The sequence below is a fragment of the Streptomyces sp. NBC_00885 genome (assembly GCF_045207475.1).
GTDB lineage: Bacteria > Actinomycetota > Actinomycetes > Streptomycetales > Streptomycetaceae > Streptomyces.
Map to the genome: position 1 here is coordinate 8009187 of NZ_CP108796.1, position 25177 is coordinate 8034363.

Below are 25177 nucleotides of genomic sequence, written 5' to 3' on the forward strand. Positions count from 1 at the left end.
AGTCTGAGGCGCGGAGACGACCCGGGAGGAGCACGGACGTGGCCGAGAGCACGACCACCACGCAGAGGTTTTCGGGCTGGGACAAGCCGGAACTGGATCTCAGCAATGCCGACTGGCAGTCCAGCAGTCAGGGAACGGGAGACGTCCAGATCGCCTTCGTCGAGGGATTCATCGCGATGCGCAACGGCGGCCGGCCACAGAGTCCGTCGCTCATCTTCACTCCTGCCGAGTGGCGCGCCTTCGTCCTGAACGCCCGCGACGGGGAGTTCGACCTCACCTAGGTTCGACCTCAATCCAGGTCCGACTCACGGCCGCGGCCGAGGATCAGCGCCGCTGCCCCGACATGCCGCGCCCATGTGGACTTCGCCTGGATGCAGTTGATCCTGGACTGAACACGCGGCGGGCGTTTCCCGTATCACTCTGCGCACCCCGGAATCCGGGGTGCGCAGAGTTCCCGCGAGGATTCCGTTCCGAGACCGTGAGGACAGCCCATGAACGACTCCGTCATTCCTCCCCTCCAGGCCCTCCCGGACGGGGAGGCCGAACTCCGTCTGGTCGTCCGCCTGCAGTGGGAAGATCTCGCGGCACTCGGGCAGGAGGCGAGCCGGCTGGCCGCCCAGATGCAGCGTCCGGTGAGCCTGGACGAGGCCGCCAGCCATCGGCTGCGTACGCGGTCGGCGGGTCACGCGAGGCCCGCGGAGCGGAGCCAGGTCGCCGCGCCCTCCTCCGTGTCGTCGCTGACCGGTCGCACCCCTGGTGAGCACGCCCGGCAGGCGATAGAGAAGATCAACGGTGCGGCCGTACCCGGGATGGGCCCCACCCAGACGTCGGCCTGACTTGCCCACCGGGGATTCGCATAAACGCATTTGTCAAGGCCGCTCCCCATGTGGCCTCGCGGGCGTACCCTGAGGTGCCTTGAGGACGTCCGTCCGGCAGCCCCTTCATCGCGCCGGGCGTACGCCCCGGGCCGTGGGGGTGCACCATGACGCGACGCGCCGGCAGAACCAGGCGTCGACTCTACGAGCGTGAAGCCGAACTGGCTGCCGTGGACGAGGCGTTGGGCGAGCTGACGGGCCTCAGCACGGACGACCTGGACCCTCCCGAGCGCCCCGGCGGTGCTCTGCTCGCCTTCGCGGGCCACGCCGGCCTGGGCAAGACGACCCTGCTCACCGAGGTGCGCCGCCGTGCCGCGGCGAAGGGCTGCACCGTCCTTGCCGCGCGCGGCGGCGACCAGGAGCAGCAGGTCGCCTTCCATGTCGCACGCCAGCTGCTCCAGCCCCAGCTCGCCGGTTCGTCGGACGCCGCCCTGCGGCTCCAGCTGGGGAGTTGGTACGCGATCGTGGGACCCGCACTCGGCCTGTGCACCGCCGAGACGGGCGCCCCGCCCGACCCCCAGGGCCTGCGGGACGGCCTCGACTGGGTCCTCACCCATCTCGCCGTTCAGCGTGCCCCCGTCGTCCTCGTACTCGACGACGCCCACTGGGCGGACCCGGAGTCGCTGAGCTGGCTCGCCGCCTTCGCGCCCCGGGCCGAACAGCTGCCCATGCTGCTCGTCGTCGCCTACCGACCCGAGGAACTGCCCGACCACGCACGGCAGTTCCGCGGTCTTCCCGGCCGGGCCGGACAGCGCCCCATCGACCTCGAACCGCTCACGGTGCCCGCCGTGGGCCGACTGGTGCGCGAACAGCTGGGCGCACACGCCGACGACGCCTTCTGCCGCGAATGCTGGGCCGTCACCGCGGGCAACCCCTTCGAGGCCGTCGAACTCACTGCCAAGATCAGCGACCGCGGACTCGAACCCAACGAGTCGGGCGCCCACCTCCTGCGCGACCTTGCCACCGCCGTCAAGGGCAGCGGACTGATCGCCCGCCTCGACCGTCTCGGCACCTCCAGCGTGCGCCTCGCCTGGGCCGGCGCCGTACTCGGCACCGAGATCCGGCCCGACCTCGCCGCCGACGTCGCGGGCCTCGGCAGGGAAGAGGCCGCCGACGCCGTCGACAGGCTGCGCGACGCCCGTATCCTCACCGGTCCCGCCGGCGCCGACGGCACTCTCGAATTCGTTCACCCTCTGATCGCCACCGCCGTCTACCGGGCCATCCCCGACGCCGTACGCGTCGCCCTGCACGGCCAGGCCGCCTGGTCCGTCGTCGATGCCGGACTCGGCTCCACGGCCGCAGCCCGCCATCTCATGGAGACCCACCCCGAGGGCGACCCGTGGGTGGTCCACCATCTGCGCCAGGCCGCGCGCGAGACGCTGCGCGCCGGAGCGCCCGACGCCGCCCGCCGTCATCTCGCCCGCGCCCTGCGCGAACCCCCGGCCTATGACGACCGGGCCGCCGTCCTGTACGAACTGGGCTGCGCATCGCTGCTCACCGAGCCCGCCACCACCGTCAACCACCTGCGCGCGGCCCTCGAAGAGCCCGTCGCCGACCCGGCGCTGCGCCAGGGCATCGTCTACCGGCTCTCCCAGGTACTGGCGCACTCCGACCGCCTCGGCGAAGCCTCCGACACCCTCGCCCGCGAGGCCCACCTCACCAGCGATCCGCGCACCCGGCTGCGGATGCAGTCCGAGAAGTTCATGTGGGACGCCTTCCGCGCCGACGAGCCCGACTCGCCCGCCCGCTCCCGCCGCCTGACCCGGCTCGCCGACCGGCTCACCGGACGCGACCTCACCGAGCGGTACATCATCGGGCTGCGGGCCTGGGACGCCATGCTGCGCGCCGAACCGGCGGGCGTCGCGCTGGCCCACGCCGAACGGGCCCTGCAGGGCGGCCTCAGCTGGGCCGTCGAGGACCGCGGCTTCGAAGTCCCCGTGCTGGTCGCGCTCACCTTCATGTACGGCGACCGGCCGGGCCGCGCCGAGGAGCTCTTCGCTGCCGGGACCGCGGAGTTCGAGCGCCAGGGCTGGCGCGGCGCCCATCTCTCCTTCGCGTACACCCTGCTCGCGTACATCCGCTTCCGGCGCGGGCGTCTCGCGGAGGCGGAGGACTTCGTACGCGCCGGGCTGCGGCTCGCCGAACGGGTCGGGCCGCGTACCCCCGTCGAGTGGTACGCGCTGGGCACCCTCATCGAGGTCCTGCTGGCCAGAGGGCGTGCGGAGGAGGCGGTACAGGTCGCCGAGGACCACGACTTCGGCGAACCCTTCCCCGCGGCGGTGACCTTCCCCGATTCCCAGACCGTGTACGGCGAGCTCCTGCTGGCCCGCGGCCGTACCAAAGAAGCGGCCGTCGAACTCGCCGCGGCGGGCAGGCGACTCGACCCGCGCGGAATGCGCAACCCCGCCTGGTGCCCCTGGCAGCTCCATCTCGCCCTTGCCGAGATGCACGACGCGCCGGAGCGGGCCCGCGCGACCGCCTTGGAGGCGGTGGGACGCGCCCGCCGCTTCGCCACCGCATCCGCCGTCGGCCAGGCTCTGCGCGTGGCCGCCGAAGTCTGCGGCGGCACCGAAAGGACCGTCTTCCTCCACGAGGCGGTCACCCATCTGGAGCGCTCACCGGCCGCGTACGAACTTGCCCGGGCCCTCGTCGACCTCGGCGCCCAGCTGCGCCGCACAGGCCGCTCGAAGGACGCAGCCGAGTATCTCTACCGCGGCCTGGAGGCCGCCGGACAGTGCGGCGCCGACGGGCTCGCCGACACCGCCCGCCACGAGCTGGCGGCGGCCGGCTTGCGCCCGCGCAGATTGCGTGCCATCGAAACCGACGCGCTGACCACCCGCGAGCGGACCGCCGCCGTCCTCACCTCCCAGGGCTGCGACAGGCCATCCGTCGCCGCTGCCCTCCATGTCGACGAGCAGACGGTGACCAGGCTGCTCTCGGCCGTCTACCGCAAGGCGGGCACCGACGAGGCGGGCCTGGCGGACGCCATCGGCAAGGGCCCGGCCGAGGGGCTGGACGGCGGCCGTGGACGGTGACCGGCGGCGTCCCAGAGGCTTCGGGCCCCGGCTCGGCCGGGCCCGCCCGGACACGTACCATGGCGGTATGTCCTTCCTCCGCCGCCGCAGCGCCGCCACCCCCGCGGGCCCGGACTTCGACGTCCTGGCCATGGATCCGGGCGACTGGCCCGGCAATCTCGGCGCCGGTCTGCTGCCCGCCCCCGACGGAACCTGCCAGGGCGTCTTCCTGCGGTACGACCTGTTCGGCGGCCGCGGCCCCGCGATGATCATCGGCAATCTGCCGGAAGGCTCGCCGGCCCGTGAGATCGAAGAGGGACAGATCCCCTTCGAGGTGGCCCAGCTGCTGCTGGCGCTGGAGAACGACGAGCCCGTCGACGTCGTGGGTGTTGAGGACACGCCGGTGATGCAGGGCGACAACCTGCTGATCGTGCGCCGCGTCAAGCTCTCCGAAAGCCGTATCTCCTGCGTGCAGTTCGACCGCAGCGACAATGTCCTCGTCACGATCGCCAGCTGGGACCGGCCGATCACCGACGATCTGTACGCACTGCTCAAGCCGCTGCCCGCGGAGCTCTTCCAGCAGGGCTGACCGCCTGCGCCACCGGATCCCACGAACGGCGGCGCACCGCGGCTCGCGTACTACCGCACCAGGGTCACGTCGGCGGCCTTCACGAAGGCGACCCGGTGCCCGAACTGGATCTCGTAGTACGGCTCCTGGCCGCGTACCACCGTGTGTCCGGCGGTGTCGAACGTCGTCGCGTACAGATACTCACCGGGTGTCCTGTCGCCCACCACATACTTCTGACCGGCGAGGAGCTTGTACGGCAGCGCCGAGATCGCCTGCACGGGGACACCGGCCGGGTACGCCGCCGCCTCCGGGTAGGCACGTCCGTACACCGGGATCTGCGGCGCGCCCGGCTTCGGTGTCAGCAGCATGCCCCGGGCGCCCACCGCCGTCGGGCGCCTGCGCGGATTGTGGAACCACGCCTGCTGACCCAGGTACCAGATCGCCGTCCAGTCGCCCTCGCGACCGGCGACCGCGTACTGCTGGCCCGTCGAGGCCCGGGCGCCCGTGTCGTTGACGCCGGTGGTGGAGTCCTCGCCGCCGGGGCGCAGACCGATGTCCTTGACCAGCGGGGCGTCCTCCGAGGGTGTGGTGTGCAGCCGTACCGCCCCCGAGCCGTGCGGCACGCAGGTATCGGCGGGCTTCGCACAGCCCGTGTACACCGGCTGGTTGCGCGCGTAGTCCGGGCGGATCGTCACCACATCACTGCCCGGGCCCGCGGTCGGCGTGAACGGGCGGCCCAGCAGCCGGAAGTAGTGCGACCAGTCCCAGTACGGGCCCGGATCGGTGTGCATCCCGCGGATCGTCGCGGCCGTCGTGCCCGGCACATTGTCGTGCCCCAGAATGTGCTGGCGGTCCAGCGGGATGCCGTACCTCTTCGCCAGGTACCTCACCAGCCGGGCCGACGAGCGGTACATCGCCTCCGTGTACCAGGCGTCCGGCGAGACCAGGAAGCCCTCGTGCTCCAGACCCACCGACTTGGCGTTGACGTACCAGTTGCCTGCGTGCCAAGCCACGTCCTTGAGGGGCACGTGCTGGGCGATGTGGCCGTCCGAGGAGCGCAGCGTGTACTGCCAGGAGACATAGGCCGGGTCCTGGACCAGCTTGAGCGTGGTGTCCCAGGAGCCTTCGGTGTCGTGGATGACGATGTACTTCACCGACTGGGACGCGGGCCGGTCCGCCAGATCGTGATTGCCGTAGTCGTTCTCGCCGAACTCCTCGTACGGCGCGGGAATCCACTCGCAGGCCACCGTCGGCGGGCACTGCGTCTTGCGCGCGTCCGCCGTCCGCAGCCCGAGGCGTGCCGCCTGCGCCGGATCGGTGACCACGGCCGGGTCGGCCGCGAGCGCGACCCGCTGACCGCTGTCCGTGATCCGCGACTCGCCGGTCCGGATCACGTCGAAAACGTCGTTGGCGTACGTCGTCGCCGTCGCGATGTCGTCGGCGCCGGAGAAGCGTGCCACCGCGCCGTACCAGTCCGCGGGGTCCTCGCTCAGCGGGCGGCCCAGCTTCTTCTGCGCGTCCGCGAGCAGGGCCGCGCCACCGCTCACGTTGGCGGCAGGATTGTCCCGAAGCCGCTCGGCGGAGTACCCCGACAGTTCTGCCGCGCGGTCCAGTGTTCTCAGCCGGGCCGGGAGTTCGGAAACCTGCGCAAGCTCCGCCCCGGCGGTGATCGGCGCCGGTCGGGCGTCGTCGCCGCGCGCGTCCTCGCCGCCGTGCGAGTGGTGCGGCGCCTCGGCAAGCGCGGTCCTGGCATCCGTCAGGTGCATCGGCCCGTAGCCGCCCGTGACGCTCGCGGCGCCGCCGTGGGTGTCCCAGCGGGACTGCAGATACGAGACGCCGAGCAGCACGCTCCGCGGCACCCGGTATTTCGCGGCGGCCGCGGCGAAGTCGCTCTGCAGGGCGTCGCCGGCGCGCTGATCGGCGGTGGCCGAGGGACCGGCCGAGACCAGGGGCAGCAGCAGGGCGGCGGACGCCACCGCGCCCCCCGCCCTCAGCATGCGCCGGCGGACGCTTCTCACTCGTACGGGGGCGGATCCTTGCAAGGCGGCCTCCAGGGACGGATGGTGCGCGACGAGTCTGCCGGGTCGGGTTCGTCTACAGGCGTATCGACTCCCGGACGATCCGTCAATCTTGGCTCGCGGTAAGGATTTCGCACGTCACACAGGTGTTGCCGAGTTTCGGCGGGACGGGTCCCGGGCCTGCGGCGCGTCAGTGGCGTGGACCAATGTCCGGATACGGAAGGCATGTTCGGGTGTCCGGCAATGCGGGGTCGGGAGCGGGCAGCGCAGCGCGCTGCGCGCCCAGTGTGTCGGCACTGGGCGCGCAGCGCGCTTCCCCCTCTGTGGCGGTCGGTCAGCGAGTGCCGACCGCCGCACGCACGGCCCGGCGGGCCATTGCGCAGTCGTCGTGCAGCCGCCGCAGCAGCAGCCGCTGCTCCTCACCGGCAGACAGTCCGCCGGGCGGAATCTGGGCGCCGCCGACGGGCGGCGCGTCCCGCATCGTGCGCTGCACGGCCGTCTCGTACGTACGGATCTCCCGGGTCAGCACCATCATCAGATTCACCAGGAACGCGTCCCGCGCGGCCGGTCCCGCCTGCTGTGCCAGCTGACTGATCTGACGGCGCGCCACCGGTGCGTCCCCCAGCACCGACCACAGCGTCGCCAGGTCGTAGCCGGGCAGATACCAGCCGGTGTGCTCCCAGTCGACCAGCACCGGACCCGTGGGCGACAGCAGGATGTTGGAGAGCAGAGCGTCGCCGTGACAGAACTGGCCCATGCCCTGCCGCCCGCCGGCGTGCGCCAGACCGTGCAGCAGCTTCTGCAGGTCCCCGAGGTCGCGGTCGGTGAACAGCCCCAGCTCGTGGTAGCGCGCGATGCGCGCCGCATAGTCGAGCGGGGCGTCGAACATCCCGGCCGGCGGGCGCCAGGAGTTGAGTCGCGCGATCGCGCCGAGGGCGGCCCGTACATCGGCACGGGGCGGAGCCTCGGCCGGGTGCCGTGCAAGGGCCGCCGCCCGGCCCGGCATCCGCTCGATCACCAGTGTGCAGTTGTCGGGATCCGCGGCGATGAGCCGCGGAACCCGCACTGGTGGGCGGTGCCGAACGAAGGCGCGATATGCAGCTATTTCGTGGCGGAGCCGCTCGGCCCAGACGGGCGAGTGATCCAGTAAGCACTTGGCGACCGCCGTCGTCCGTCCGGTGGTGCCGACGATCAGTACCGAACGTCCGCTGCGGCGCAGCACCTGCACCGGATGGAACTCCGGGCAGATCCGGTGCACCGACGCGACAGCCATGCGCAGCTGTGCGCCCTGAGGGCCGGACAAGTCGATTCTCCCGCTGAGGGGTTGGCCGACGGCTCCCGCCGGCCGTCGAGCCCGGCCGGCGTGGATCGGGTCGAGATACGGCCCGGTGCCGACGGCCGGGACAGCGGTGCGCTGCGGCCGGTGAGGGACGGACACGGAGGACGATGCTGTGTACATGGGGTGACAGATCCCTTCGTGTGCCGACAAGTTGCGTACGCGGCCCCGCCCCGGCAGCCGGGCAACACCCTGGGGAATGCCTCCGGCTGCCGAGCCGAGGTGGCGCGTTCCTACGTCACACCCCGTCGCGGGTGGCACACCATCTGGCGCACCCTGGCGAACCGTGGCGAATAGTCGCCAGCCCTATGACAGACGGTTAGTGTCAACTCAGCCGAGAACCTGGGGGCTTGACGTGACCGGAGAACCCAACACCCGCCTCTGCGACCTGTTCGGCCTGGCCGGCTGGTCCAAGGGCGAACTCGCGAGACTCGTGAACCGGCAGGCGGCGGCCATGGGCCACCCCCAGCTGGCGACCGACACCTCACGGGTGCGGCGTTGGATCGACATGGGGGAGACCCCGCGCGATCCCGTGCCACGAGTGCTGGCAGCTCTGTTCACCGAGCGACTCGGTCGTGTCGTGACCATCGAGGACCTCGGGTTCGTACGAGTCGGGCGAGCGGGTAGACGGCGGGACGTCAAGGGAGCAGGCAACCCTGACGGCCTTCCGTGGGCGCCCGAACGGACGGCGGCGGTCCTCACCGAATTCACGGGAATGGACCTCATGCTCAACCGACGCGGCTTGGTGGGTGCGGGCGCCGCGCTCGCCGCAGGCTCAGCACTCAGCGGCGCCATGCACGACTGGCTCCACACCGACCCCGCACTCGTCCAGGACGCTCCCCGTACCGACCATCCCCTGCACGCCGACCCCGCTGGGTTCGACCGCTATGAGGCCGCCCCCATCGGGTCGCAGGAGATCGAGGCGCTGGAGCGTTCCGTCGAAGTGTTCCGCGCCTGGGACGCCGCCCGCGGCGGCGGACTCCAGCGCAAGGCAGTCGTGGGGCAGCTCAACGAAGTGGGCGGCATGCTCGCCTACCGCCACCCCGACCATCTCCAGCGGCGCCTGTGGGGCGTCGCCGCCAACCTCGCCGTACTCGCCGGCTGGATGTCCCACGACGTCGGCCTCGAACCCACCGCCCAGAAGTACTTCGTCATCGCCGCCCACGCGGCACGCGAGGGCGGCGACCGTCCGCGCGCCGGCGAAGCGCTGTCCAGAGCTGCCCGGCAGATGGTCCATCTGGGCCGTCCCGACGATGCCCTGGACCTGATGAAGCTCGCCAAGTCCGGCTCGGGCGAACAGGTCCTGCCGCGCACCCAGGCGATGCTGCACACCATCGAGGCCTGGGCTCAGGCGTCCATGGGCCGCGGCCAGGCCATGCGCCGCACTCTCGGCGAGGCGGAGGATCTCTTCGTCTCCGACAAGAGTGATGTGCCGCCGCCCAGTTGGATGCAGATGTTCGACGAGGCGGATCTGCACGGCATGCAGGCACTGGCGTACCGCACCCTCGCCGAACACGACCCGTCCGCCGCGGCCACCGCGCAGAACCACGCCAAAATGGCGCTGGAGCTGCGCGAGGGCGGCCGTCAGCGCTCGAAGATCTTCGACTACATCTCACTGGCTTCGGCGTGCTTCATCGCCGACGACCCCGAACAGGCCGACCGCTACGCACGGCTGGCACTCGTCTCGATGGGGGAGACCTCCTCGCACCGGACGTGGGACAGGCTGCGGGAGATGTACCGGCTGACCGGACACTACTCCGGCTATCCGAGGATCCAGGATCTGCGCGAGGAGATCCAGCTGGCCCTGCCCAACAGCCCCTCGAAGAAGCCGAGGAGCGCGGAAATCTAGTCCAGTCCGGCGCGGTTCGCGCCAAAGGACCCGACCCCACTACCGACCTCTACCACCCACTGGGCGAGCCTGCCCACGCGGCCTCCTACACGCCGATCCTCGCGACCATCACGCAGGCGTCGTGCTCACGGCCGTCCTCACCGAAGGTCTCGACGACCCTCCGTACGCATTCCTGGGCGTCGCGGGCCTCGGCGAACCGCGGTGCCAGCGCGAGCAGCCGGTTCGTGTCGCCCTCTTCGGCAGCGTTCCTGCGCGTCAGGCCGTCGGTGTGCAGGATGAGCAGATCGCCGGGGAGCAGCTGCACTTCGGCCTGCTCGTACTCGGCGCCGGACGTGGCACCGAGCAGCACCCCGGCGGGCGGCGTCAGGGCGTGCCCCGTCCCGTTGCGGAACAGCAGCGGGGCGGGGTGGCCCGCCTGCGCCCAGGACAGCGTCCGGCTCGCCGGGTCGTAGCGGCAGCACACCGCACTGCCCAGGGCGGGCTGCACCGAGGTCTCCAGAAGCTGGTTGAGATGCGCCATGAGCGGTCCGGGTCTGATACCCGCAACGGCCATTCCGCGCAGGGCGCCCAGCAGCATCGCCATCGCCGATGTCGCGGTCACGCCGTGGCCGGTCAGGTCGCCGACACTCAACAGCGAGTCGCCGCACGGCAGTTGGAGCGCGTCGTACCAGTCGCCGCCGATCAACGCGCTGTTGGCGGACGGCAGATAGTGCGCCGCGACATCCAGTGCGGCCGGCCCGTCGCCGTCGAGCGGGAACTGCAAGGATCCCCGCCAGGGCGGAAGTACGGCCTCCTGGAGCTCGACCGCGAGCCGGTGCTCCGTCTGGGCGAAGTGCTGCCGGCGCTGCAGGGAGTCGCGGGTCTCTCGGACCGCGCGCTGGCTGCGGCGCAAGTCGCTGACGTCCCGCAGCACCGCCCACATGGCGGCGGTCGATCCGTCGGAGTCGAGTACGGGCTCGCCCATCATGTGAACGGTGCGGACCCGGCCGTCGGGGCGCACCATACGGAACTCGCCGTCGATGGGCCGGCCGTCCACCAGACAGTCCGTCACCAGCGCGGTGAGCAGGCCCTGGTCCTCCGCGAAGACGATGGAGGGCAGCTCGTCCAGAGACATGGGGCCGCTCTGCGGGGAGCGCCCGAGGATCTGGTACAGCTCGTCGGACCAGCTCACCTCGTCGGTGAGGAGATTCCATTCTGCGCTGCCGACCCGGCTCAGCAGCGATCCGGTGCTCCGGGCGCTGTCCGCCTCGTACTCGGCGAGCTCGTCCTCGAAGGCGTCGAGCGGCTCCTGCGGCAGGCCTTCCTTGAGCTGTCCCAGGTGCGCGCCGAGGTCGTCGAGATGGTGAACTGCGAGGTCGCACAGTGCCCGCTGCCAGCGCCCCTGCGGGTCGTCCTCGTCCGTCGCGGCGTCACGGCGGACGGCGTCCACATCGCCGCGCAGCCGGCGCGTCCGCGTGATCAGCGCGTCGACGGTGCCGCGCTCGGGCGGCTGCGGGGCGGGACGGTCCGCGAACACATGGGACGGCATGTCGTACTCCGATACAGGCGCGGCCACAGCCAGGTCTCAACAAATGGACCGGTTACGACTGTTGCACAGGGAGCGATGGCCCGTAAGGGATTTGGCAACACTCGATACGGTGGTGCCTCTGCCATATGCCAATGGCCGCCCGGCCGGGTCGGCGCAACGTCGTGTACGCCTTCGAGGCGACAGTATCCGCCGCGCCCCGTTTTCCGCTTGACGGACACCGCTGACGAGACAAGGCTCGCGCCATGTATGACGAGGCGGAACAATCGGTCGACGCGGCGGTCGAGGGGGAACTGCACCTGCTCGATCCGGTGGTGCGAGCCTCGCCGGACGAGGTCCTGGAGCTGCTCGATCCGGAGTTCTTCGAGTTCGGGGCATCGGGGCAGCGCTGGGACCGTACGACGATTCTGAGCACGACGACACCGGTTCCGGGCGAGCCTGTGAAGCCCGTCGCCGTCAGTGACCTGCATGGCACGCTGCTGGCTCCCGGGCTCGTTCAGGTGACGTACGTGTCCGACGAGAGCGGTCGCCGGGCCCGCCGCAGCTCCCTGTGGCGCAGGAACCCCGAGGGCTGGCGGCTGTACTTCCATCAGGGGACGCCGATCGGCTCGGAGTAGGGGGCCGGGGGAGCGCGGGCCAGGGCCGTTGTCAGTGGTGGGCGGCACTATGAGAGCCATGACGACTTCAACTCCCGCGCATGCCGCTGCCGCGACTCTCGAAGACTCCGCTGCCTACGCCGAGGCGGTCGAGACCGCGACGAAGGCCGCCGCCGCGTACTACGCGACGGGCGAGAGCATCCTCGACGACGATGCGTACGACCGGCTGGTGCGCGGCATCGCCGCCTACGAGCAGGCGCATCCGGACGAGACGGCGGACCGGTCGCCGACCGGGAAGGTGGCCGCGGGCGCGGCCGTGGGGGATGTGCCGCACACCGCGCCGATGCTGTCCCTGGACAATGTCTTCTCCGCCGAGCAGCTGCAGTCGTGGGCCGCCTCGCTGGAGCGCCGGATCGGCCGGCCGGTCGAGCAGTGGAGTGTCGAGCCCAAGCTGGACGGCCTGGCGATAGCGGCTCGCTACGAGCAGGGGTTGCTCGTCCGGCTCATCACCCGGGGTGACGGCAGCGCGGGCGAGGACGTCTCGCATGCGATCGGCACCATCACCGGCCTGCCGGACCGGCTGGCAGAGCCGGTCACCCTGGAGGTGCGCGGCGAAGTGCTCATGACCAACGAGCAGTTCGAGCAGGCCAACACGGCGCGCACCGAGCACGGCGGAGCCCCCTTCGCCAACCCGCGCAACGGCGCGGCGGGCACGCTGCGTGCCAAGGACCGCGAGTACCGAGTGGAGATGACGTTCTTCGGCTACGGCGCACTGGCGCTCGCCGACTCCGGCGCGGCTCTCGCCGAGCAGTTGGGGCAGTGGCCGCACAGCGCGCTCATGACGTATGTCGCGGGCCTCGGTGTGCACACCGCCGAGACCACCGCCGTCGCGCCTCGCACCCTGAGCACCGTCGAGGAGATTCAGGTGCGCGTCGGTGAGATAGGGGCGCTGCGTGCGGAGTTGCCTTTCGGCATCGACGGCATCGTCATCAAGGCCGACCTCGCCGCCGACCAGGCTGAGGCGGGCTCCGGGTCGCGGGCGCCGCGATGGGCCATCGCGTACAAGCTGCCCGCCGTGGAGAAGGTGACGACCCTGCTCGGTGTGGAGTGGAATGTCGGTCGCACCGGCATCATCGCGCCTCGCGCCGTCCTGGAGCCGGTGGAGATCGACGGATCGACCGTCACCTATGCGACCCTCCACAACCCCGCCGACATCACCCGCCGTGATCTGCGCATCGGTGACCGCGTGATGGTCTACAAGGCGGGCGACATCATCCCGCGTATCGAGGCGCCGGTCGCCCACCTGCGTACGGGGGACGAGCAGCCGATCGGCTTCCCCGAGGCGTGCCCGCAGTGCGGCTCGGAGATCGACACCTCCGAGCAGCGCTGGCGGTGCGTGCGAGGGCGCGACTGCCGCCTGGTGGCCTCCGTCTCGTACGCCGCGGGGCGCGACCAGCTCGACATCGAGGGCCTCGGTACGACGCGCGTCGTTCAGCTCGTCGAGGCGGGCCTGGTGAGCGACTTCGCCGGTCTGTTCTCGCTCACCAGGGAGCAGTTGCTCGGCCTGGAGAGGATGGGGGAGACCAGCACCGACAATCTCCTGGCAGCCATCGGGGCGGCGAAGGAGAGGCCGCTGTCCCGGGTCTTCTGCGCGCTTGGCGTCCGCGGCACCGGCCGTTCGATGTCGCGCCGCATCGCGCGTCACTTCGCGACGATGGAGCACATACGAGCCGCCGATGCCGAGGCCCTGCAGCGGGTCGACGGCATCGGCGTGGAGAAGGCCACGATGGTGGTTGCCGAACTCGCCGAACTGGGACCGCTCATCGACCGGCTGGCCGCGGCGGGCGTCAATATGACCGAGCCCGGTGCGACCCCGCCCGTCGAGGCCGAGGAGGACGGAGGCGCGGGGGCAGCCGCGGACGCGGGCCCGCTGGCCGGGATGACCGTCGTGGTCACGGGCGCGATGACGGGCGTACTGGAGAAGCTGTCCCGCAACCAGATGAACGAACTCGTCGAGCGGGCCGGCGGCAAGTCCTCCTCCAGCGTCTCCAAGCGCACTTCACTGCTTGTCGCCGGTGAAAACGCCGGATCCAAGCGGGAGAAGGCCGAGCAGCTGGGCACGCGCGTCGTCGGCCCGGACGAGTTCGCCGAGCTGGTTGCCGACTTCCTCGACCGGACCGGGTGACGGGACCGGACGGTCAGCCGCGGCGCGCCATCGCGTCGCGGCTGAGAAAGGCCAGCCGTGCCCGCTTCTCCGGCTTGTCGATCTCGGGTCCGAGCACGAAGCCGGCCCGCACCATGCGCTCGATGGCCTTCGTGTTGCGGGCGTCCGGCTCGACGACGATCCGCCGGTGTGCCGGGTCGGAGAGCGCGTAGGCGATGAAGGCGCTGAGCAGCTCGCCGGTGAAGCCTCGCTGCGGGGCGCCGTTGGCGGGGCCGATCAGGAGGTGGACCCCGACGTCGCCGGGCTGCACGTCGTAGCACTCGCCGACCGGGTCGGCGTCCGGTTCGTACTTCTGGAAGAGCGCGACAGGCTCACCGTCCCGCTCGACGAGAAAGGCATGGTGGGTGGTGAGCGAGTCCAGGTACTCGTATATCTCCAGCACCTGCTCGCGGCTGTGGTCGGTCATCCCCCAGTAGCGGGCGCGTTCCTCGGTGACCCAGCCGTGGATCAGACCGGCGTCGGCGGCGGGATCCACCGGGACGATGCGTACGGTCCCGAAGCCGTGGACGACCTTCTCGAACACAGCCTCGCGGGGCCGGGCGTGTTCCTGGCGGGCGGGGGACTGCGCGGTGGATTCAGACGTCATGGCTCTCCTCGGTGAGTCGGTTCCAGTCGGTGACGACGGGGACGAGTTCGCCGCGCAGCCACAGCGGCAGCTGGTCGCGGTGATGGGCGTCGCCGGGTATCCCGGACGTGCCGAAGGGGACCACCCAGAGGCTGTCGTCGCGGCACCCCAGGTCCCACACATAGCGCGCAGCCGGTCCTCGCATGCTGTGGTCCGTGATGCCCGGCACGCTCGACGTGGACAGCACGCAGTCGTGGTCGCCGGACAGCCCCGGCCACACCTCGGTCTCGGCGCCCGGCTGCGCGTCGGGCAGTGCCTGCCATGGTGCGAGCCGGTGCCGCTCACCCCAGGGCGTGGGCGTACGGTCCGTGCCCGCGACCTCCTCCAGCGCGGCGCGTACGACATCCGCGCGATTCAGGCCCGGCAGTGCAGCGGTCGTCAGCAGCCCCTCCAGTGCGAAGGCGACGCGGGGGACGAGCGCCAGCCAGGGCCAAAACAGCTCGGGATACGGAGCGGACTCGACCCGTGCGGCCAGTTCCTCCAGTGCAGGATGCTCAGCGATGCGCCGTACCACCGCGGACCGCACCTCCGCGTAGGCGGTCGCGTCCACGCTGTCCGCGTCCATCCGGAGGTCCCAGCCCAGCAGTTGGTCCCGTAGGACCGCGGCGTCCGCGCTGAGCCCGCCGAGCGTGGCGATCAGCTCCAACAGGGGCTTGGCGGAAGCGAGTCGAGTGTCCATGTGGACGGTGGCCATGCCCTTGGCGGTCCAGGTGCGCGACTCCTCGAGCAGGGCCCGTATGCGTTCGGCACGGTGCGGTGGCGCGAACTCGGCTCCGAGCGGGGCGGCCAGACCTCGCTGGTTCGCCATCACCGCGACGCCTTCCACCCTCTCGCGGGGCAGCGGTTCGCTCCCGCCGCGCCATGTGTGCGCGGCTTCCCAGGCGGGCACGACACGCAGGCGGTTGTCCGGGTGCCGCAGGGGCACCTGACCCGCGACGCGGTGCAGCAGTCCGCCCGCGGTGTCCGCCGCCTGCACGACATTGACGGGCTCCGACCAGCGGTCGAAGGCCCGGTCCACATCGGCGACCGTCCGCGCGAGAAGCAGCGCGGGCAGCGCGCCGAAGCCGAGGTCCCCGCTCACCCGAGGGGGAACGCGCAGGCTGATCGCCACTTCCTCGTCGGGGCCGCCGATCACGACCGGTCCGCGCGCGGTCTCGATCACCTCGACCTCGACCGGGTCACCGCCCGCGACGTCGACGGTCTCCCGGTGCGCGGAGGCAGGACGCCAGCCGTCGGGCCCGAGCGCCTCCACGTCCGCGCCACGTCTTCGCAGCCGCTCCCGGTAGAGGTCCTGGTAGTCGGCCATGGCATTGGTGATCGCCCAGGCGACGCTCCCCGTGTGCCCGAAGTGCGCGATTCCGGGGACGCCGGGCACGGCAAGTCCCACCACGTCGAACTCCGGGCAGGCCAGGCGGATCTGCTGATAGATGCCCGGGTCCTCGATGAACCGGTGCGGGTCGCCCGCGATCAGCGGCGCCCCGCCGGCCGTGCGCTCGCCGGTGACGAGCCAGCCGTTGCTTCCCGACGTGCCGTTCCCGTCGGTGGCGAACAGCTCGATCGACTCGTCGCCGAGGGCGCGGGCGACCTCCTCGCGCCACAGCTTGGTGGGGAAGCCTGCGAAGAGAATGTGGGTGGAGAGCCAGATCCCCAGCGGCGTCCACGGGCGCCAGTGGCCGGGGGCCAGTCCGGCAGCCGCGAACTGGGGAGCCCGGCCGGCGCCCTCGTCGAGACTGGCATTGACCCCCTCGACGTACCGCGTGATCCACGAGGCGGTGTCCTTGTCGAGGCCGCCGAAGCAGCGCCGGGCGGTGTCGTCGAGCCGCGCCCGGCGGGCGAAGACGTCCCACCCGACGGCGTCCCGGCCCAGGAACGCGGCGGTGGTTCCCTGTGACCGGTGCCGTTCGACCTCGATCTGCCAGGCCCGGTCCAGCGCGGCATTGCGCCCCTGGGCGAAGGCGAGTTCGCTCGCGCTGTCCGCCCGCAGATGCGGGATTCCCCAGGGGTCCCGGTAGATCCTTGTGCTCACTCTGTTTCCCCGACTCTTTAGGTTAGGCTGGCCTAACTTAAAGCACAGGTGTTCGGGTGACAAACCCGGCCCAGGGGAGGAGACCGCTGTGGGGCATGGCTGGGAGGGCGTCCTCCTCAAACTGATGCGCGGCAAGGACTTCGAGTTCACCGTGACCGGCGCCGAGGAGGTCACCGACCACTTCCACAGGGTGCACTTCACCGACGGCGGCATGCTCGCGCTGACCGGCGTGCACCCCACCATGTGGGCCCGTATCTGGTTCGACGACGGCGGCAAGCCGCATCAGCGCGCCTACACCCTCGTCGACGCGGACCCGGCCGCCGGGACCTTCAGCCTGGAGTTCGCACTGCACGACGGCTGCGCCAGCGACTGGGCGCGCAAGGCCCAGCCCGGTGACAAGATCGAGGCCACCCTCCAGGGCACCGGCTTCACCGCCCCCGACCCGCTGCCGGCCCGGCTCTTCGTCATCGGCGACCCCGCTTCGCTCCCCGCGATCAACTCCCTGCTCGACGCGCTGCCTCGAGTACCGGCGACGATCTGGTTCGAGACGACGCACGATTCGGACAAGGACCTGCCGCTGTGCCTGGACCCGGCGCACCACGATCTCCACCGGGTCCCGCGCCGCGACGCGGGTGCCCACCTCGTCGACGAGGTGAAGGCGGCACTGCCCGGACTGCTCGACGACCCGGTGGGCGCGTACGTATGGATGGCCTGCGACACCGCGACGACCCGGGCGCTGACGACCTACGTACGCAGGGACCTTGGGCTGCCCAAGGACCGCGTCAACGCCCTGGGGTACTGGCGCGCGGTCTGAGGGGGCGGTGCGCTCGCTACTCTGACGCGGTGACCACCGCCGATCTGCTGCTGCGCGCCCTGCAGGACAGCGACGAACTGCCCCTGCGTCCGCTGCCCGAGCGCGCGGCCGAGCTCCTTCGGGCGCTGGACGCTCCACCGCGCCTCGCCGCGCACCTGCGCGCCGTTCACGATGTGGCGGGCCAACTCGTGGAGTGGGTGCGGCTGCGGTATCCACACCTGCGGTTCGACACCGAAGCCGTGCTCTTCGGCGCGGCCACCCATGACGTGGGCAAGACCCTGTACCCCGACGAACTCAGCAGCCCGGGCTCGGAACACGAGAAGGCGGGCCGTCAACTCCTGCTCGACCACGGGGTCGACGGCCGGCTGGCCCGGTTCGCCGCAACTCATGCGTCGTGGTCCGACCCCGATGCCGAGCTCGGCATCGGGGTCGAGGATCTCCTGGTGAGTCTCGCCGACAAGATCTGGAAGAACAAACGCGTCCCGGACCTCGAGGACCTGGTGGTGAACCGGCTGGCCGCGGCGAGCGGTCGGCCGGTGTGGGAGGAGTTCATGGAACTCGACGAGATCCTGGCGCGCATCGGTGAAGGCGCCGACGCGCGCCTGTCCTTTCAGGCGGCGTACCCGGTTCACGGCTGACGCCCGCGCCCGCGGCAGATCAGGGGTTGTGCAGCTTCACCTCCGGGTTTTGCGGCGAAGGCCCGTCGAGCAGCGGCTGGGGGATGCCCCGAAGATGCAGGTCGTAGAAGGCGCCCACATAGCCGAGGGTGATCTCGCCCGCGCGCTGCCCCGGCAGCGGCTCCGCCGGATCGCTCATCCCCAACTGCGCGCCGAGCACCGGCAGATCGGTGAAGGCGAAGTGCCCGGAACCGGCGACCGTCACCCAGCGCTTCCAGCCGTCGAGACGGCGCCAGGCCCGATCCCAGGTGGGGTCGCTGCTGCCGCCCGGGCTGTGACCCGCCTCCGTACCGAGCAGCATGAAGGGACGTCCGCCCAGCCCGGCTGCGGTGGGCGCGGTGGCGAAGCCGCCGTCCATGTTCACACCGGCGCGGATCCGCCGGTCGAGAGCCATCGTCGAGGCGGTGCTCGCGCCCCCGATGGAGTGCCCGCCCATCCCGATCCGCTTCGGGTCGATCAGGCGCGCATACCTCCAGGCCGGGTGACGTCCCGTCAATCTGTCCAGTACGAAGGAGAGATCCTTGGCCCGCCCGTTGGCGATCGCTTCGTGATCGGCCTCGTCATCGGCGAGTTCACAGGCCGTGCAGGGCAGGGTCCGGCCGCCGGGGAACGGCACTCCCACCGCTTCGTAGGCATGGTCGACGGTGGCGACGACATAGCCGCGGCTCGTCAGTTCCTCCGCGAGCGCGCTGATCGTCGTACGCGGAGCGGTGAAGCCGGGGGAGAGGACCACCAGCGGGAAGCGGCCGTGCGCTGGCCGCGCGCCGGTGGCCGAGTGGGTGCGGGTGCCGCTGAGAACCTCGGCGGGGACGAGCTTGTCGAGGTCCTGGTACTCCAGCAGGAGCCGGGCCGACTCGGTGGTCATGTACGGGGCTTGCGTGCCGGTTCTGGGCCGCGCCGGGTAGTACATCGACACCATCAGCTCACGGGCGCCCGCCTCGGGCACCCAGTGGTCGGTGCGGGACGTGTCGACGAGGTGCAGGGTTTCACGTCCTACGGCGTACGGCCCCGTCGGGCGCGGCAGGGAGAGCCGAACCTCCTTGGCGTCCGAGGACGCGGGCGCGGCGACGGCGGGACCGTTCTGCGGAGCGGCTAACGCCGTCCCGGTGCCGGCCAGTGAGAGCACCAGCGCGGCGGCGACGGCGGCAAGACGGACTCGGGGCATCGAGGAGGTCCCTTCTCCCGTTGGCCGCGCAGGGGGCGACGGCCTCATGAAGGGGGAGCCTAGGAAGCGCCCGAGGGCGCGGCGTCACTCCACGGGGCCAACTCGTGCTACCACTCACGGTGGACAGGCGGCCGGAAATGTCCCCCGTCAGGCGGGGCACCATATGCAGGCCCGCGGCTGTCGGCAGTGGCAGGCAATACTCTCCCCATGAGTGCGCATATGGCCGGTGCCGCCCGCGGGGCCCGCGCGGATGCTGTAGGGATCAGACGAGCCACCGCCCGCGACGCCAAGCGGCTCACCAAGCTCGTTCGCGGCTCCCGCGCCTATGAGGGCCCGTACGCCCCGATGATCGCCGGATACCGGGTGGGTCCCGACTACATCGAGACCCACGACGTCTTCGTGGCACTCGGCGCCGACGACAGAGTGCTCGGTTTCTACGCCCTCCTCCTCGCCCCCGCGGAGCTGGACCTGATGTTCGTCGCCGATGCCGCCCAGGGACGCGGCGTCGGCCGCCTGCTCATCGAGCACATGATTGGCGAGGCGCGTGACGCCGGGATCCCGGCCGTGCGCATCGTCTCGCACCCGCCTGCCGAAGGCTTCTACCTCAGCGTGGGCGCGCGGCGGACCGGCACCGTGCCGGCGAATCCGCCCGCCGTGATGTGGGACCGTCCCGAGCTGATGATCCAGGTCACTTAGGTCCTGTCCGGCACAGCGGACCTGACAGGACCTGCCGCGCCACGCCGTCCCACATGCTGGTACACATCGTGGACAGGCACCTCACCCCACGCGTCCCGTGCCTTACGATCTCCGACGGGCGGCCCGCCGTGATGGCCACCCACCACGCACACCTATGGAGGTCAACCCGTGTTCTGGACGGCCAGCGGTTCGCGCAGCCACCGCACCGGTATCCGTGCCCGCGCCACCGTCGGAGCCGTTGCGGCGGGGATGTTCCTCGCCGTGGGCTGTTCCTCCAGTGGCGATGGAGCGGGTGAGGCGGCGGGCGGCGTCCCCGTGGTCCACAAGGGACAGCTGACCACCTGCACTCACCTCCCGTACCCGCCGTTCCAGTTCGAACAGAACGGCAAAGTCGTCGGCTTCGACGTGTCCCTGATCGACCTGGTGGCGAAGAACCTCAAGGTCGATCAGAAGATCCTGGACACGCCGTTCGAGAACTTCAAGACCGGCGCCTTCCTCAACTCCGGCGAGTGCGACCTGGCCGCCGCGGGCATGACGATAACCGCCGAGCGCAAGAAGAACGTGGACTTCTCGGTCCCGTACTTCGACGCCACGCAGGCGCTGCTCGCGAGCAAGAAGAGCGGCGTGAAGTCCCTGGCGGACATCAAGGCCAAGAACAAGAAGCTCGGCGCGCAGGCGGAGACCACCGGCGAGAGCTACGCCAAGGACCAGGGCTTCGACCCGGTCGCCTTCGAGAGCTCGGACGCGGTCCTCAACGGACTGCGCACCGGCCAGGTCGACGCCGTCGTCATCGACTACCCGGTCGTTCAGGGCTGGCTCAAGGACAAGACCAACGCCGCCGAGTTCGTCCTCGGGGACAACATCACGACAGGTGAGCAGTACGGCATCTCGGTGAAGAAGGGCAACAAGAAGCTCCTCGACGCCATCAACAAGGCGATATCCGACGCCCGCGCGGACGGCACGTACAAGAAGCTGTACGAGCAGTGGATCGGTCCGCTGCCCCAGGCCACGTCGTGACCTCTCGGCTGACCAGGCGCCAGCGGCGCCGCGTATCTCAGGGCATTCAGTACGCCATATTCGTCGCGGCGATAGCCGCGATCGGCTTCCTGGCCGACTGGGACCGGCTGCAGAACCAGTTCGCGCAGAAGGACCTGGCCAAGGAGCTCTTCCCGGACATCATCACCACCGCGCTGCGCAACACGGTGGTCTACACGCTCTCCGGGTTCGCCTTCGGTCTGGTGCTCGGCCTGATCGTGGCGCTGATGCGGCTCTCATCGGTCGCTCCCTACCGGTGGGTCGCCACCGTCTACATCGAGTTCTTCCGGGGCCTGCCCGCCCTGCTGATCTTCATCTTCGTGGGCGTGGCGGTGCCGCTGGCCTTCCCCGGGACGCAGATTCCCGGCGGTACGTACGGCAAGGTCGCGCTCGGTCTCGGACTGGTCGCCGCGGCCTATATGGCAGAAACGATTCGGGCGGGCATCCAGGCGGTGCCCAAGGGGCAGATGGAGGCCGCACGATCGCTGGGCTTCTCGCACGCCCGGGCCATGGTGTCGGTGATCATCCCGCAGGCCTTCCGCATCGTCATCCCGCCGCTGACCAACGAGCTCGTCCTGCTGTTCAAGGACTCCTCACTGGTGCTGTTCCTCGGGGTCACACTGGAGGAGCGGGAGCTGACCAAGTTCGGCAGGGACCTGGCCAGCCAGACCGCCAACTCCACCCCGATCCTGGTCGCCGGGCTCTGCTACCTCCTCGTGACCGTGCCGCTGAGCTTCGTGGTGCGCCGCCTGGAGGCGCGCGCCGAGAAGGCCAGGTGAGGAATCCAGATGTCACAGAAGACGGAGACGGTGGGCAGCATGGGTGAAGGCCGAGCGGAGATCGAGATCCGGGGCCTGCACAAGTCGTTCGGGGACAACGAAGTGCTCCGCGGCATCGACCTGGAGATCGCCCGGGGCGAGGTCGTGTGTGTCATCGGCCCCTCGGGCTCGGGCAAGTCGACGCTGCTGCGCTGTGTGAACCTGCTGGAGGAGCCCACCTCCGGCAAGGTCTTCGTCGGTGGCACCGAAGTCACCGACCTCGATGTGGACATCGACGCGATACGCCGCCGAATCGGCATGGTCTTCCAGCAGTTCAACCTGTTCCCGCACGTGAATGTGACCGAGAACCTCACGCTGCCGCAGCGCCGTGTGCTGGGCCGGGACAAGGCGAAGGCCGCCGCCGTGGCCAAGGAGAACCTGGACCGGGTGGGGCTCGCCGACAAGGCCGATGCCTTTCCGGCGCAGCTGTCCGGCGGGCAGCAGCAGCGGGTGGCGATCGCACGGGCACTGTCGATGGGCCCGGAGGTGCTGCTCTTCGACGAGCCGACCTCGGCGCTCGACCCCGAGCTGGTCGGCGATGTGCTCTCGGTGATGCGGCTGCTGGCCGCCGAGGGCATGACGATGATGGTCGTCACGCACGAGATGAGCTTCGCCCGCGAGGTCGCCGACCGGGTCGTGTTCATGGACGACGGCGTGATCGTCGAACAGGGTCCGGCGGAGCAGGTCGTGGGCGATCCGCAGCACGAGCGGACGAGGAACTTCCTGACGCGGATCCTGGACCCGGCGGCGGCGGAGGCCCCGGCGGAGAAAGCCGGGCCGGACGTGCGCAAGGCGGTTGACGGCTCGTCCGGAGGATGACGGCTTTCAGAGTCGACCACCTGCGCCGCAGGCTGCACCTTCACATGCTGCGCCGTGAGCCGTTCTAACCGAACGAAATGCCCCCTCTCGTCTCCACATCAAGCGGGACAGGAGGGGGGTTTGCGTTTACGGCAGGCGCTTTACCGCGATGTCCTCTTGAGGTATCAAGACGTACCTACCGTCATCCTTGCGAATGGTGGCGTGTTCGCTTGTCTCGCTCTTAATCTGGCCGTGCCCAGTGTGGGCGCCCGCCCGGTACACAACTTCCGGGCGCTTCCGCAGGCTCACCATTGCTGCCCCTTTCACGCTCCGATCGCTTTTAAACCCTCGTATGCCTCGCGCAGGTCGGGCGCCTCCGGCAGCACTCTGGCCTCAACCACGTTGACCACTTCTAGCGCTCGCCAATGATTGGACGGCACTACCCTGCCGCTCAGTATGGCTTTCTGGACGGAATCACAGGCTTCGTCAAGGCGGTTGCCCACGAGGAGAACTAGCGCCAAATCGATGTTGGCGGAGGCCACTCGGCGGGGCCATTTGCTGATGTCGTTGGAGGGACTCAGACGCTTAATGACCTCACGCGCGTACGGCTCCGCGGCAGCGTCGCCCAACCATGCGAGGGTTGTTGCTGTGTAGGCGAGTGACTTTGCGGGGTCGTACTGGTAATGGTGCTCTGTCGGGCGCTCTGGACTCCCCAGCGTGGCGGCCATCTTCTGTACTCGGTCGATAGCCGCGTATGTCTCTCTGGCTTCGCCGAGCCTCGCGCGTGCGCGCCCTTCCTGGGCGGTGGCCTGAATCTGGGCCGATGTTCCCACGGGTGCGATGTCCTGAGCGGCTAGGGACAGTTCAAGCGCGCGTACATAGTCGCCATTCGTCAGCACGCGCCACGCGTCGGTTTCGTAGCACCATGCTTCGATTTCCGGGTGTTCTGCTTGCCGCGCGAGCGTCACCGCGGCTTGCAGTCCGGCCGTTGCTGCGTGCTCTTGCTTGAGGTCGATATGCAGCGTTGCGCCAAACAGGGACAGCCAACCCCCGACGACCAGCAAGCGCCGATGTTCCGAAAGCGTCTTGCGCGCGTCAAGTAGGTGTACGACATAGGCGGAGTGCTGCCGTACGCGCTCCAGTAGTTCGGCCGGAGGAGTGACCGGGTAAGCCGTCGCCAACTCATCAAAGGTTCGCTCTAGACGCGTGAGTGTTTCCGGTCCAACGTCGCTTGCCTGCACACGTCGAGCTAATTCCCAAGCGGCCACCTCATCATCGTTGGCCGGCTGAGTGGGGGTTATCCAACTGGGCGCCGCAGCAACGGGCAGAGTGTCCGCCGCTAGCAATTCGTCCAGTTCTCTGGACGTGAGCTGCAAGAGCTTTGCCATCTTCGGCCGTTGATGCGGCTGGGGATCTACCTCCCCGCGTTCCCAGCGTTGCACCGTGGTGCGGTCGACGCTCAGGGCGTCCGCGAACTGTTCCTGTGTGTAGCCGCTCGCCCTCCGGCGCTGCACTAGACGCTGCCGCTTACCTGCCATGCCCGTACTCCGTCCGGGATGCCGTCTCCGCTGGTCAGGGTACCGCGTGCAGCCAACATGCCGCCTAAATGCGGCACTTCTGCCGTGGTGCAGCCTCATGCAGCGCGGCAGCGTGGTCCGACGCAAGACCCCCGCACCGCTGGAACGGCCGGGGGCGTGGACCACCTGAGAAAGCAGGCAGTCAATGAACGTTGTAACACGGCTACTCGCGTGGCTGACAGGCGCGTTAGGGCGCCGCCGTACGCCCGGTAGGCACAGCCGCACCGACGCGCCCCCCGCGGCCCCTGTGGCGCCTTCCCAGTCCAGCCCCTACGTGTGCGGGGCCCGACTGGTCGCAGCCCGCAGGCTCCGCGCGAGGCGCGCCCCAGATGTGCCGACCCTGCCGGAGCCTCGCGCGGAGTGGTTCCCGCCTGCGGCCTGGGAACGGCCGCTCACCCTGGTCCGGCCGTACGTGGTCGCCTCGCTGGGCGAGGACTGGCGCCATGCGGAATCCGGAAAGGGCGCGTGATCACATGGCCGCCATCACGATCAGCGTCTACCGGATCAATGCCCAGACAGGCACCCGGACGGAAGTTCAGGACAAGGTGACGCACCTCTGCCCGCCCGGCAATCCGTCCGATAAGGGATTCGGATTCCCGCCCTGCACATGCCCGCCCTGTAGGGCGCAGCGACTCGCCGCGGAGGTGACGCTGTGACCCGGACTGGGCGAATCGCGAGCGCGCTCATGTCAGCAGAGAGCGCCACGCAACAGGTGTACAGGGCATGGCTGGAGCACGCCCAGGACTGCGCAGGCTGCACTACTGCCGACAAAGCCGATAACGGCTGTGAGACCGGTCAACGCCTATGGCGCACCTACCGGGAGTCGCGCGACCAGTAGGCGCCCAGGCGCCCCAGCAAGACCAGCACCAAAACGGATGGCTGCCGATTCCCGGTTAAGGGCAGCGACGAATGCCCCCGTGCCGGTCGCCCCCGTCCGGCAC

At 70.2% G+C, this 25177-nt stretch carries 21 protein-coding genes; 14 read left to right on the top strand and 7 right to left on the bottom strand.

The window, feature by feature from the left end; translation table 11 throughout:
* Window positions 1–38 precede the first annotated feature (38 nt).
* The 4 genes from OHA61_RS36480 to OHA61_RS36495 all read left to right on the top strand — a co-directional run bounded on the left by OHA61_RS36480 (window position 39) and on the right by OHA61_RS36495 (window position 4478).
* The gene (locus tag OHA61_RS36480) at window positions 39–281 is read left to right on the top strand and encodes a DUF397 domain-containing protein (protein ID WP_324972864.1); all 243 of its coding nucleotides are present in this window, start codon (window positions 39–41) and stop codon (window positions 279–281) included.
* A gap of 210 nt (window positions 282–491) precedes the next feature.
* On the top strand, window positions 492–836 hold the full coding sequence (locus tag OHA61_RS36485) for a hypothetical protein (RefSeq protein WP_324972861.1): 345 nt from the start codon (window positions 492–494) through the stop codon (window positions 834–836).
* A gap of 146 nt (window positions 837–982) precedes the next feature.
* The gene (locus OHA61_RS36490; protein WP_406306647.1) at window positions 983–3910 is read left to right on the top strand and encodes an ATP-binding protein; all 2928 of its coding nucleotides are present in this window, start codon (window positions 983–985) and stop codon (window positions 3908–3910) included.
* A gap of 67 nt (window positions 3911–3977) precedes the next feature.
* The gene (locus OHA61_RS36495) at window positions 3978–4478 is read left to right on the top strand and encodes a hypothetical protein (RefSeq protein ID WP_324972856.1); all 501 of its coding nucleotides are present in this window, start codon (window positions 3978–3980) and stop codon (window positions 4476–4478) included.
* 50 nt (window positions 4479–4528) lie between these two features.
* On the opposite strand, the gene OHA61_RS36500 is transcribed toward OHA61_RS36495, so the two are convergent.
* Together OHA61_RS36500 and OHA61_RS36505 are read right to left on the bottom strand one after the other, a co-directional pair.
* The gene (locus tag OHA61_RS36500) at window positions 4529–6454 is read right to left on the bottom strand and encodes an N-acetylmuramoyl-L-alanine amidase (protein ID WP_406306648.1); all 1926 of its coding nucleotides are present in this window, start codon (window positions 6452–6454) and stop codon (window positions 4529–4531) included.
* 355 nt (window positions 6455–6809) lie between these two features.
* Window positions 6810–7934 carry an aminoglycoside phosphotransferase family protein gene (locus OHA61_RS36505; RefSeq protein WP_406306649.1) on the bottom strand — a complete coding sequence of 375 codons (1125 nt, stop codon included), beginning with the start codon at window positions 7932–7934 and terminating at the stop codon, window positions 6810–6812.
* A 232-nt stretch (window positions 7935–8166) separates the two neighbouring features.
* On the opposite strand from OHA61_RS36505, the gene OHA61_RS36510 reads away from it, so the two are divergent.
* A complete protein-coding gene (locus OHA61_RS36510) occupies window positions 8167–9660 on the top strand; it encodes a hypothetical protein (protein WP_406306650.1) in 1494 nt (497 codons plus the stop codon).
* An 85-nt stretch (window positions 9661–9745) separates the two neighbouring features.
* Here OHA61_RS36510 and OHA61_RS36515 read toward each other — a convergent pair whose 3' ends face one another.
* Complete coding sequence (locus tag OHA61_RS36515) at window positions 9746–11188, bottom strand: PP2C family protein-serine/threonine phosphatase (protein ID WP_406306651.1); 1443 nt, start codon at window positions 11186–11188, stop codon at window positions 9746–9748.
* Window positions 11189–11430: 242 nt separating this feature from the next.
* On the opposite strand from OHA61_RS36515, the gene OHA61_RS36520 reads away from it, so the two are divergent.
* On the top strand, window positions 11431–11802 hold the full coding sequence (locus tag OHA61_RS36520) for a DUF4440 domain-containing protein (RefSeq protein WP_266485077.1): 372 nt from the start codon (window positions 11431–11433) through the stop codon (window positions 11800–11802).
* Between the two features lie 58 nt (window positions 11803–11860).
* Window positions 11861–13966, top strand: a complete 2106-nt coding sequence (ligA, locus tag OHA61_RS36525; protein WP_406306652.1) for an NAD-dependent DNA ligase LigA — start codon at window positions 11861–11863, stop codon at window positions 13964–13966.
* 13 nt (window positions 13967–13979) lie between these two features.
* Here ligA and OHA61_RS36530 read toward each other — a convergent pair whose 3' ends face one another.
* Both OHA61_RS36530 and OHA61_RS36535 read right to left on the bottom strand, forming a co-directional pair.
* Window positions 13980–14591: a GNAT family N-acetyltransferase gene (locus OHA61_RS36530; protein ID WP_406306653.1), complete on the bottom strand. Its 612-nt coding sequence runs from the start codon at window positions 14589–14591 to the stop codon at window positions 13980–13982.
* A complete protein-coding gene (locus OHA61_RS36535; RefSeq protein ID WP_406306654.1) occupies window positions 14581–16656 on the bottom strand; it encodes a penicillin acylase family protein in 2076 nt (691 codons plus the stop codon). Before OHA61_RS36535 ends, OHA61_RS36530 begins: the two co-directional genes overlap by 11 nt.
* An 88-nt stretch (window positions 16657–16744) precedes the next feature.
* Between OHA61_RS36535 and OHA61_RS36540 the strand changes: the two genes are divergently transcribed.
* Together OHA61_RS36540 and OHA61_RS36545 are read left to right on the top strand one after the other, a co-directional pair.
* Entirely contained in the window at window positions 16745–17470 is a 726-nt protein-coding gene (locus tag OHA61_RS36540) for a siderophore-interacting protein (RefSeq protein WP_406306655.1), read from the top strand.
* Window positions 17471–17499: 29 nt separating this feature from the next.
* Window positions 17500–18108 carry an HD domain-containing protein gene (locus OHA61_RS36545; RefSeq protein WP_406306656.1) on the top strand — a complete coding sequence of 203 codons (609 nt, stop codon included), beginning with the start codon at window positions 17500–17502 and terminating at the stop codon, window positions 18106–18108.
* Window positions 18109–18127: 19 nt separating this feature from the next.
* On the opposite strand, the gene OHA61_RS36550 is transcribed toward OHA61_RS36545, so the two are convergent.
* Entirely contained in the window at window positions 18128–19312 is a 1185-nt protein-coding gene (locus OHA61_RS36550) for an alpha/beta hydrolase family protein (RefSeq protein WP_406306657.1), read from the bottom strand.
* Window positions 19313–19519: 207 nt separating this feature from the next.
* Between OHA61_RS36550 and OHA61_RS36555 the strand changes: the two genes are divergently transcribed.
* The 4 genes from OHA61_RS36555 to OHA61_RS36570 all read left to right on the top strand — a co-directional run bounded on the left by OHA61_RS36555 (window position 19520) and on the right by OHA61_RS36570 (window position 22680).
* Window positions 19520–20008, top strand: coding sequence for a GNAT family N-acetyltransferase (locus OHA61_RS36555; RefSeq protein WP_406306658.1), 489 nt, complete (start codon window positions 19520–19522; stop codon window positions 20006–20008).
* Window positions 20009–20257: 249 nt separating this feature from the next.
* Window positions 20258–21025 carry an ABC transporter substrate-binding protein gene (locus OHA61_RS36560; protein WP_406307595.1) on the top strand — a complete coding sequence of 256 codons (768 nt, stop codon included), beginning with the start codon at window positions 20258–20260 and terminating at the stop codon, window positions 21023–21025.
* Entirely contained in the window at window positions 20992–21822 is an 831-nt protein-coding gene (locus OHA61_RS36565; RefSeq protein ID WP_406306659.1) for an amino acid ABC transporter permease, read from the top strand. Before OHA61_RS36560 ends, OHA61_RS36565 begins: the two co-directional genes overlap by 34 nt.
* Before the next feature lie 9 nt (window positions 21823–21831).
* The gene (locus OHA61_RS36570; protein WP_406306660.1) at window positions 21832–22680 is read left to right on the top strand and encodes an amino acid ABC transporter ATP-binding protein; all 849 of its coding nucleotides are present in this window, start codon (window positions 21832–21834) and stop codon (window positions 22678–22680) included.
* A gap of 302 nt (window positions 22681–22982) precedes the next feature.
* On the opposite strand, the gene OHA61_RS36575 is transcribed toward OHA61_RS36570, so the two are convergent.
* Entirely contained in the window at window positions 22983–24197 is a 1215-nt protein-coding gene (locus tag OHA61_RS36575; RefSeq protein WP_406306661.1) for a helix-turn-helix transcriptional regulator, read from the bottom strand.
* Window positions 24198–24567: 370 nt separating this feature from the next.
* On the opposite strand from OHA61_RS36575, the gene OHA61_RS36580 reads away from it, so the two are divergent.
* Window positions 24568–24705, top strand: a complete 138-nt coding sequence (locus OHA61_RS36580; RefSeq protein WP_406306662.1) for a hypothetical protein — start codon at window positions 24568–24570, stop codon at window positions 24703–24705.
* Window positions 24706–25177: the final 472 nt, after the last annotated feature.

Coding starts and splice junctions, on each gene's coding strand:
- OHA61_RS36485 (WP_324972861.1), top strand. CDS start 492: ATGAACGACTCCGTCATTCCTCCCCTCCAGGCCCTCCCGGACGGGGAG.
- OHA61_RS36490 (WP_406306647.1), top strand. CDS start 983: ATGACGCGACGCGCCGGCAGAACCAGGCGTCGACTCTACGAGCGTGAA.
- OHA61_RS36495 (WP_324972856.1), top strand. CDS start 3,978: ATGTCCTTCCTCCGCCGCCGCAGCGCCGCCACCCCCGCGGGCCCGGAC.
- OHA61_RS36500 (WP_406306648.1), bottom strand. CDS start 6,454: ATGCTGAGGGCGGGGGGCGCGGTGGCGTCCGCCGCCCTGCTGCTGCCC.
- OHA61_RS36505 (WP_406306649.1), bottom strand. CDS start 7,934: ATGTACACAGCATCGTCCTCCGTGTCCGTCCCTCACCGGCCGCAGCGC.
- OHA61_RS36515 (WP_406306651.1), bottom strand. CDS start 11,188: ATGCCGTCCCATGTGTTCGCGGACCGTCCCGCCCCGCAGCCGCCCGAG.
- OHA61_RS36520 (WP_266485077.1), top strand. CDS start 11,431: ATGTATGACGAGGCGGAACAATCGGTCGACGCGGCGGTCGAGGGGGAA.
- ligA (WP_406306652.1), top strand. CDS start 11,861: ATGACGACTTCAACTCCCGCGCATGCCGCTGCCGCGACTCTCGAAGAC.
- OHA61_RS36530 (WP_406306653.1), bottom strand. CDS start 14,591: ATGACGTCTGAATCCACCGCGCAGTCCCCCGCCCGCCAGGAACACGCC.
- OHA61_RS36550 (WP_406306657.1), bottom strand. CDS start 19,312: ATGCCCCGAGTCCGTCTTGCCGCCGTCGCCGCCGCGCTGGTGCTCTCA.
- OHA61_RS36555 (WP_406306658.1), top strand. CDS start 19,520: ATGAGTGCGCATATGGCCGGTGCCGCCCGCGGGGCCCGCGCGGATGCT.
- OHA61_RS36560 (WP_406307595.1), top strand. CDS start 20,258: ATGTTCCTCGCCGTGGGCTGTTCCTCCAGTGGCGATGGAGCGGGTGAG.
- OHA61_RS36570 (WP_406306660.1), top strand. CDS start 21,832: ATGTCACAGAAGACGGAGACGGTGGGCAGCATGGGTGAAGGCCGAGCG.
- OHA61_RS36575 (WP_406306661.1), bottom strand. CDS start 24,197: ATGGCAGGTAAGCGGCAGCGTCTAGTGCAGCGCCGGAGGGCGAGCGGC.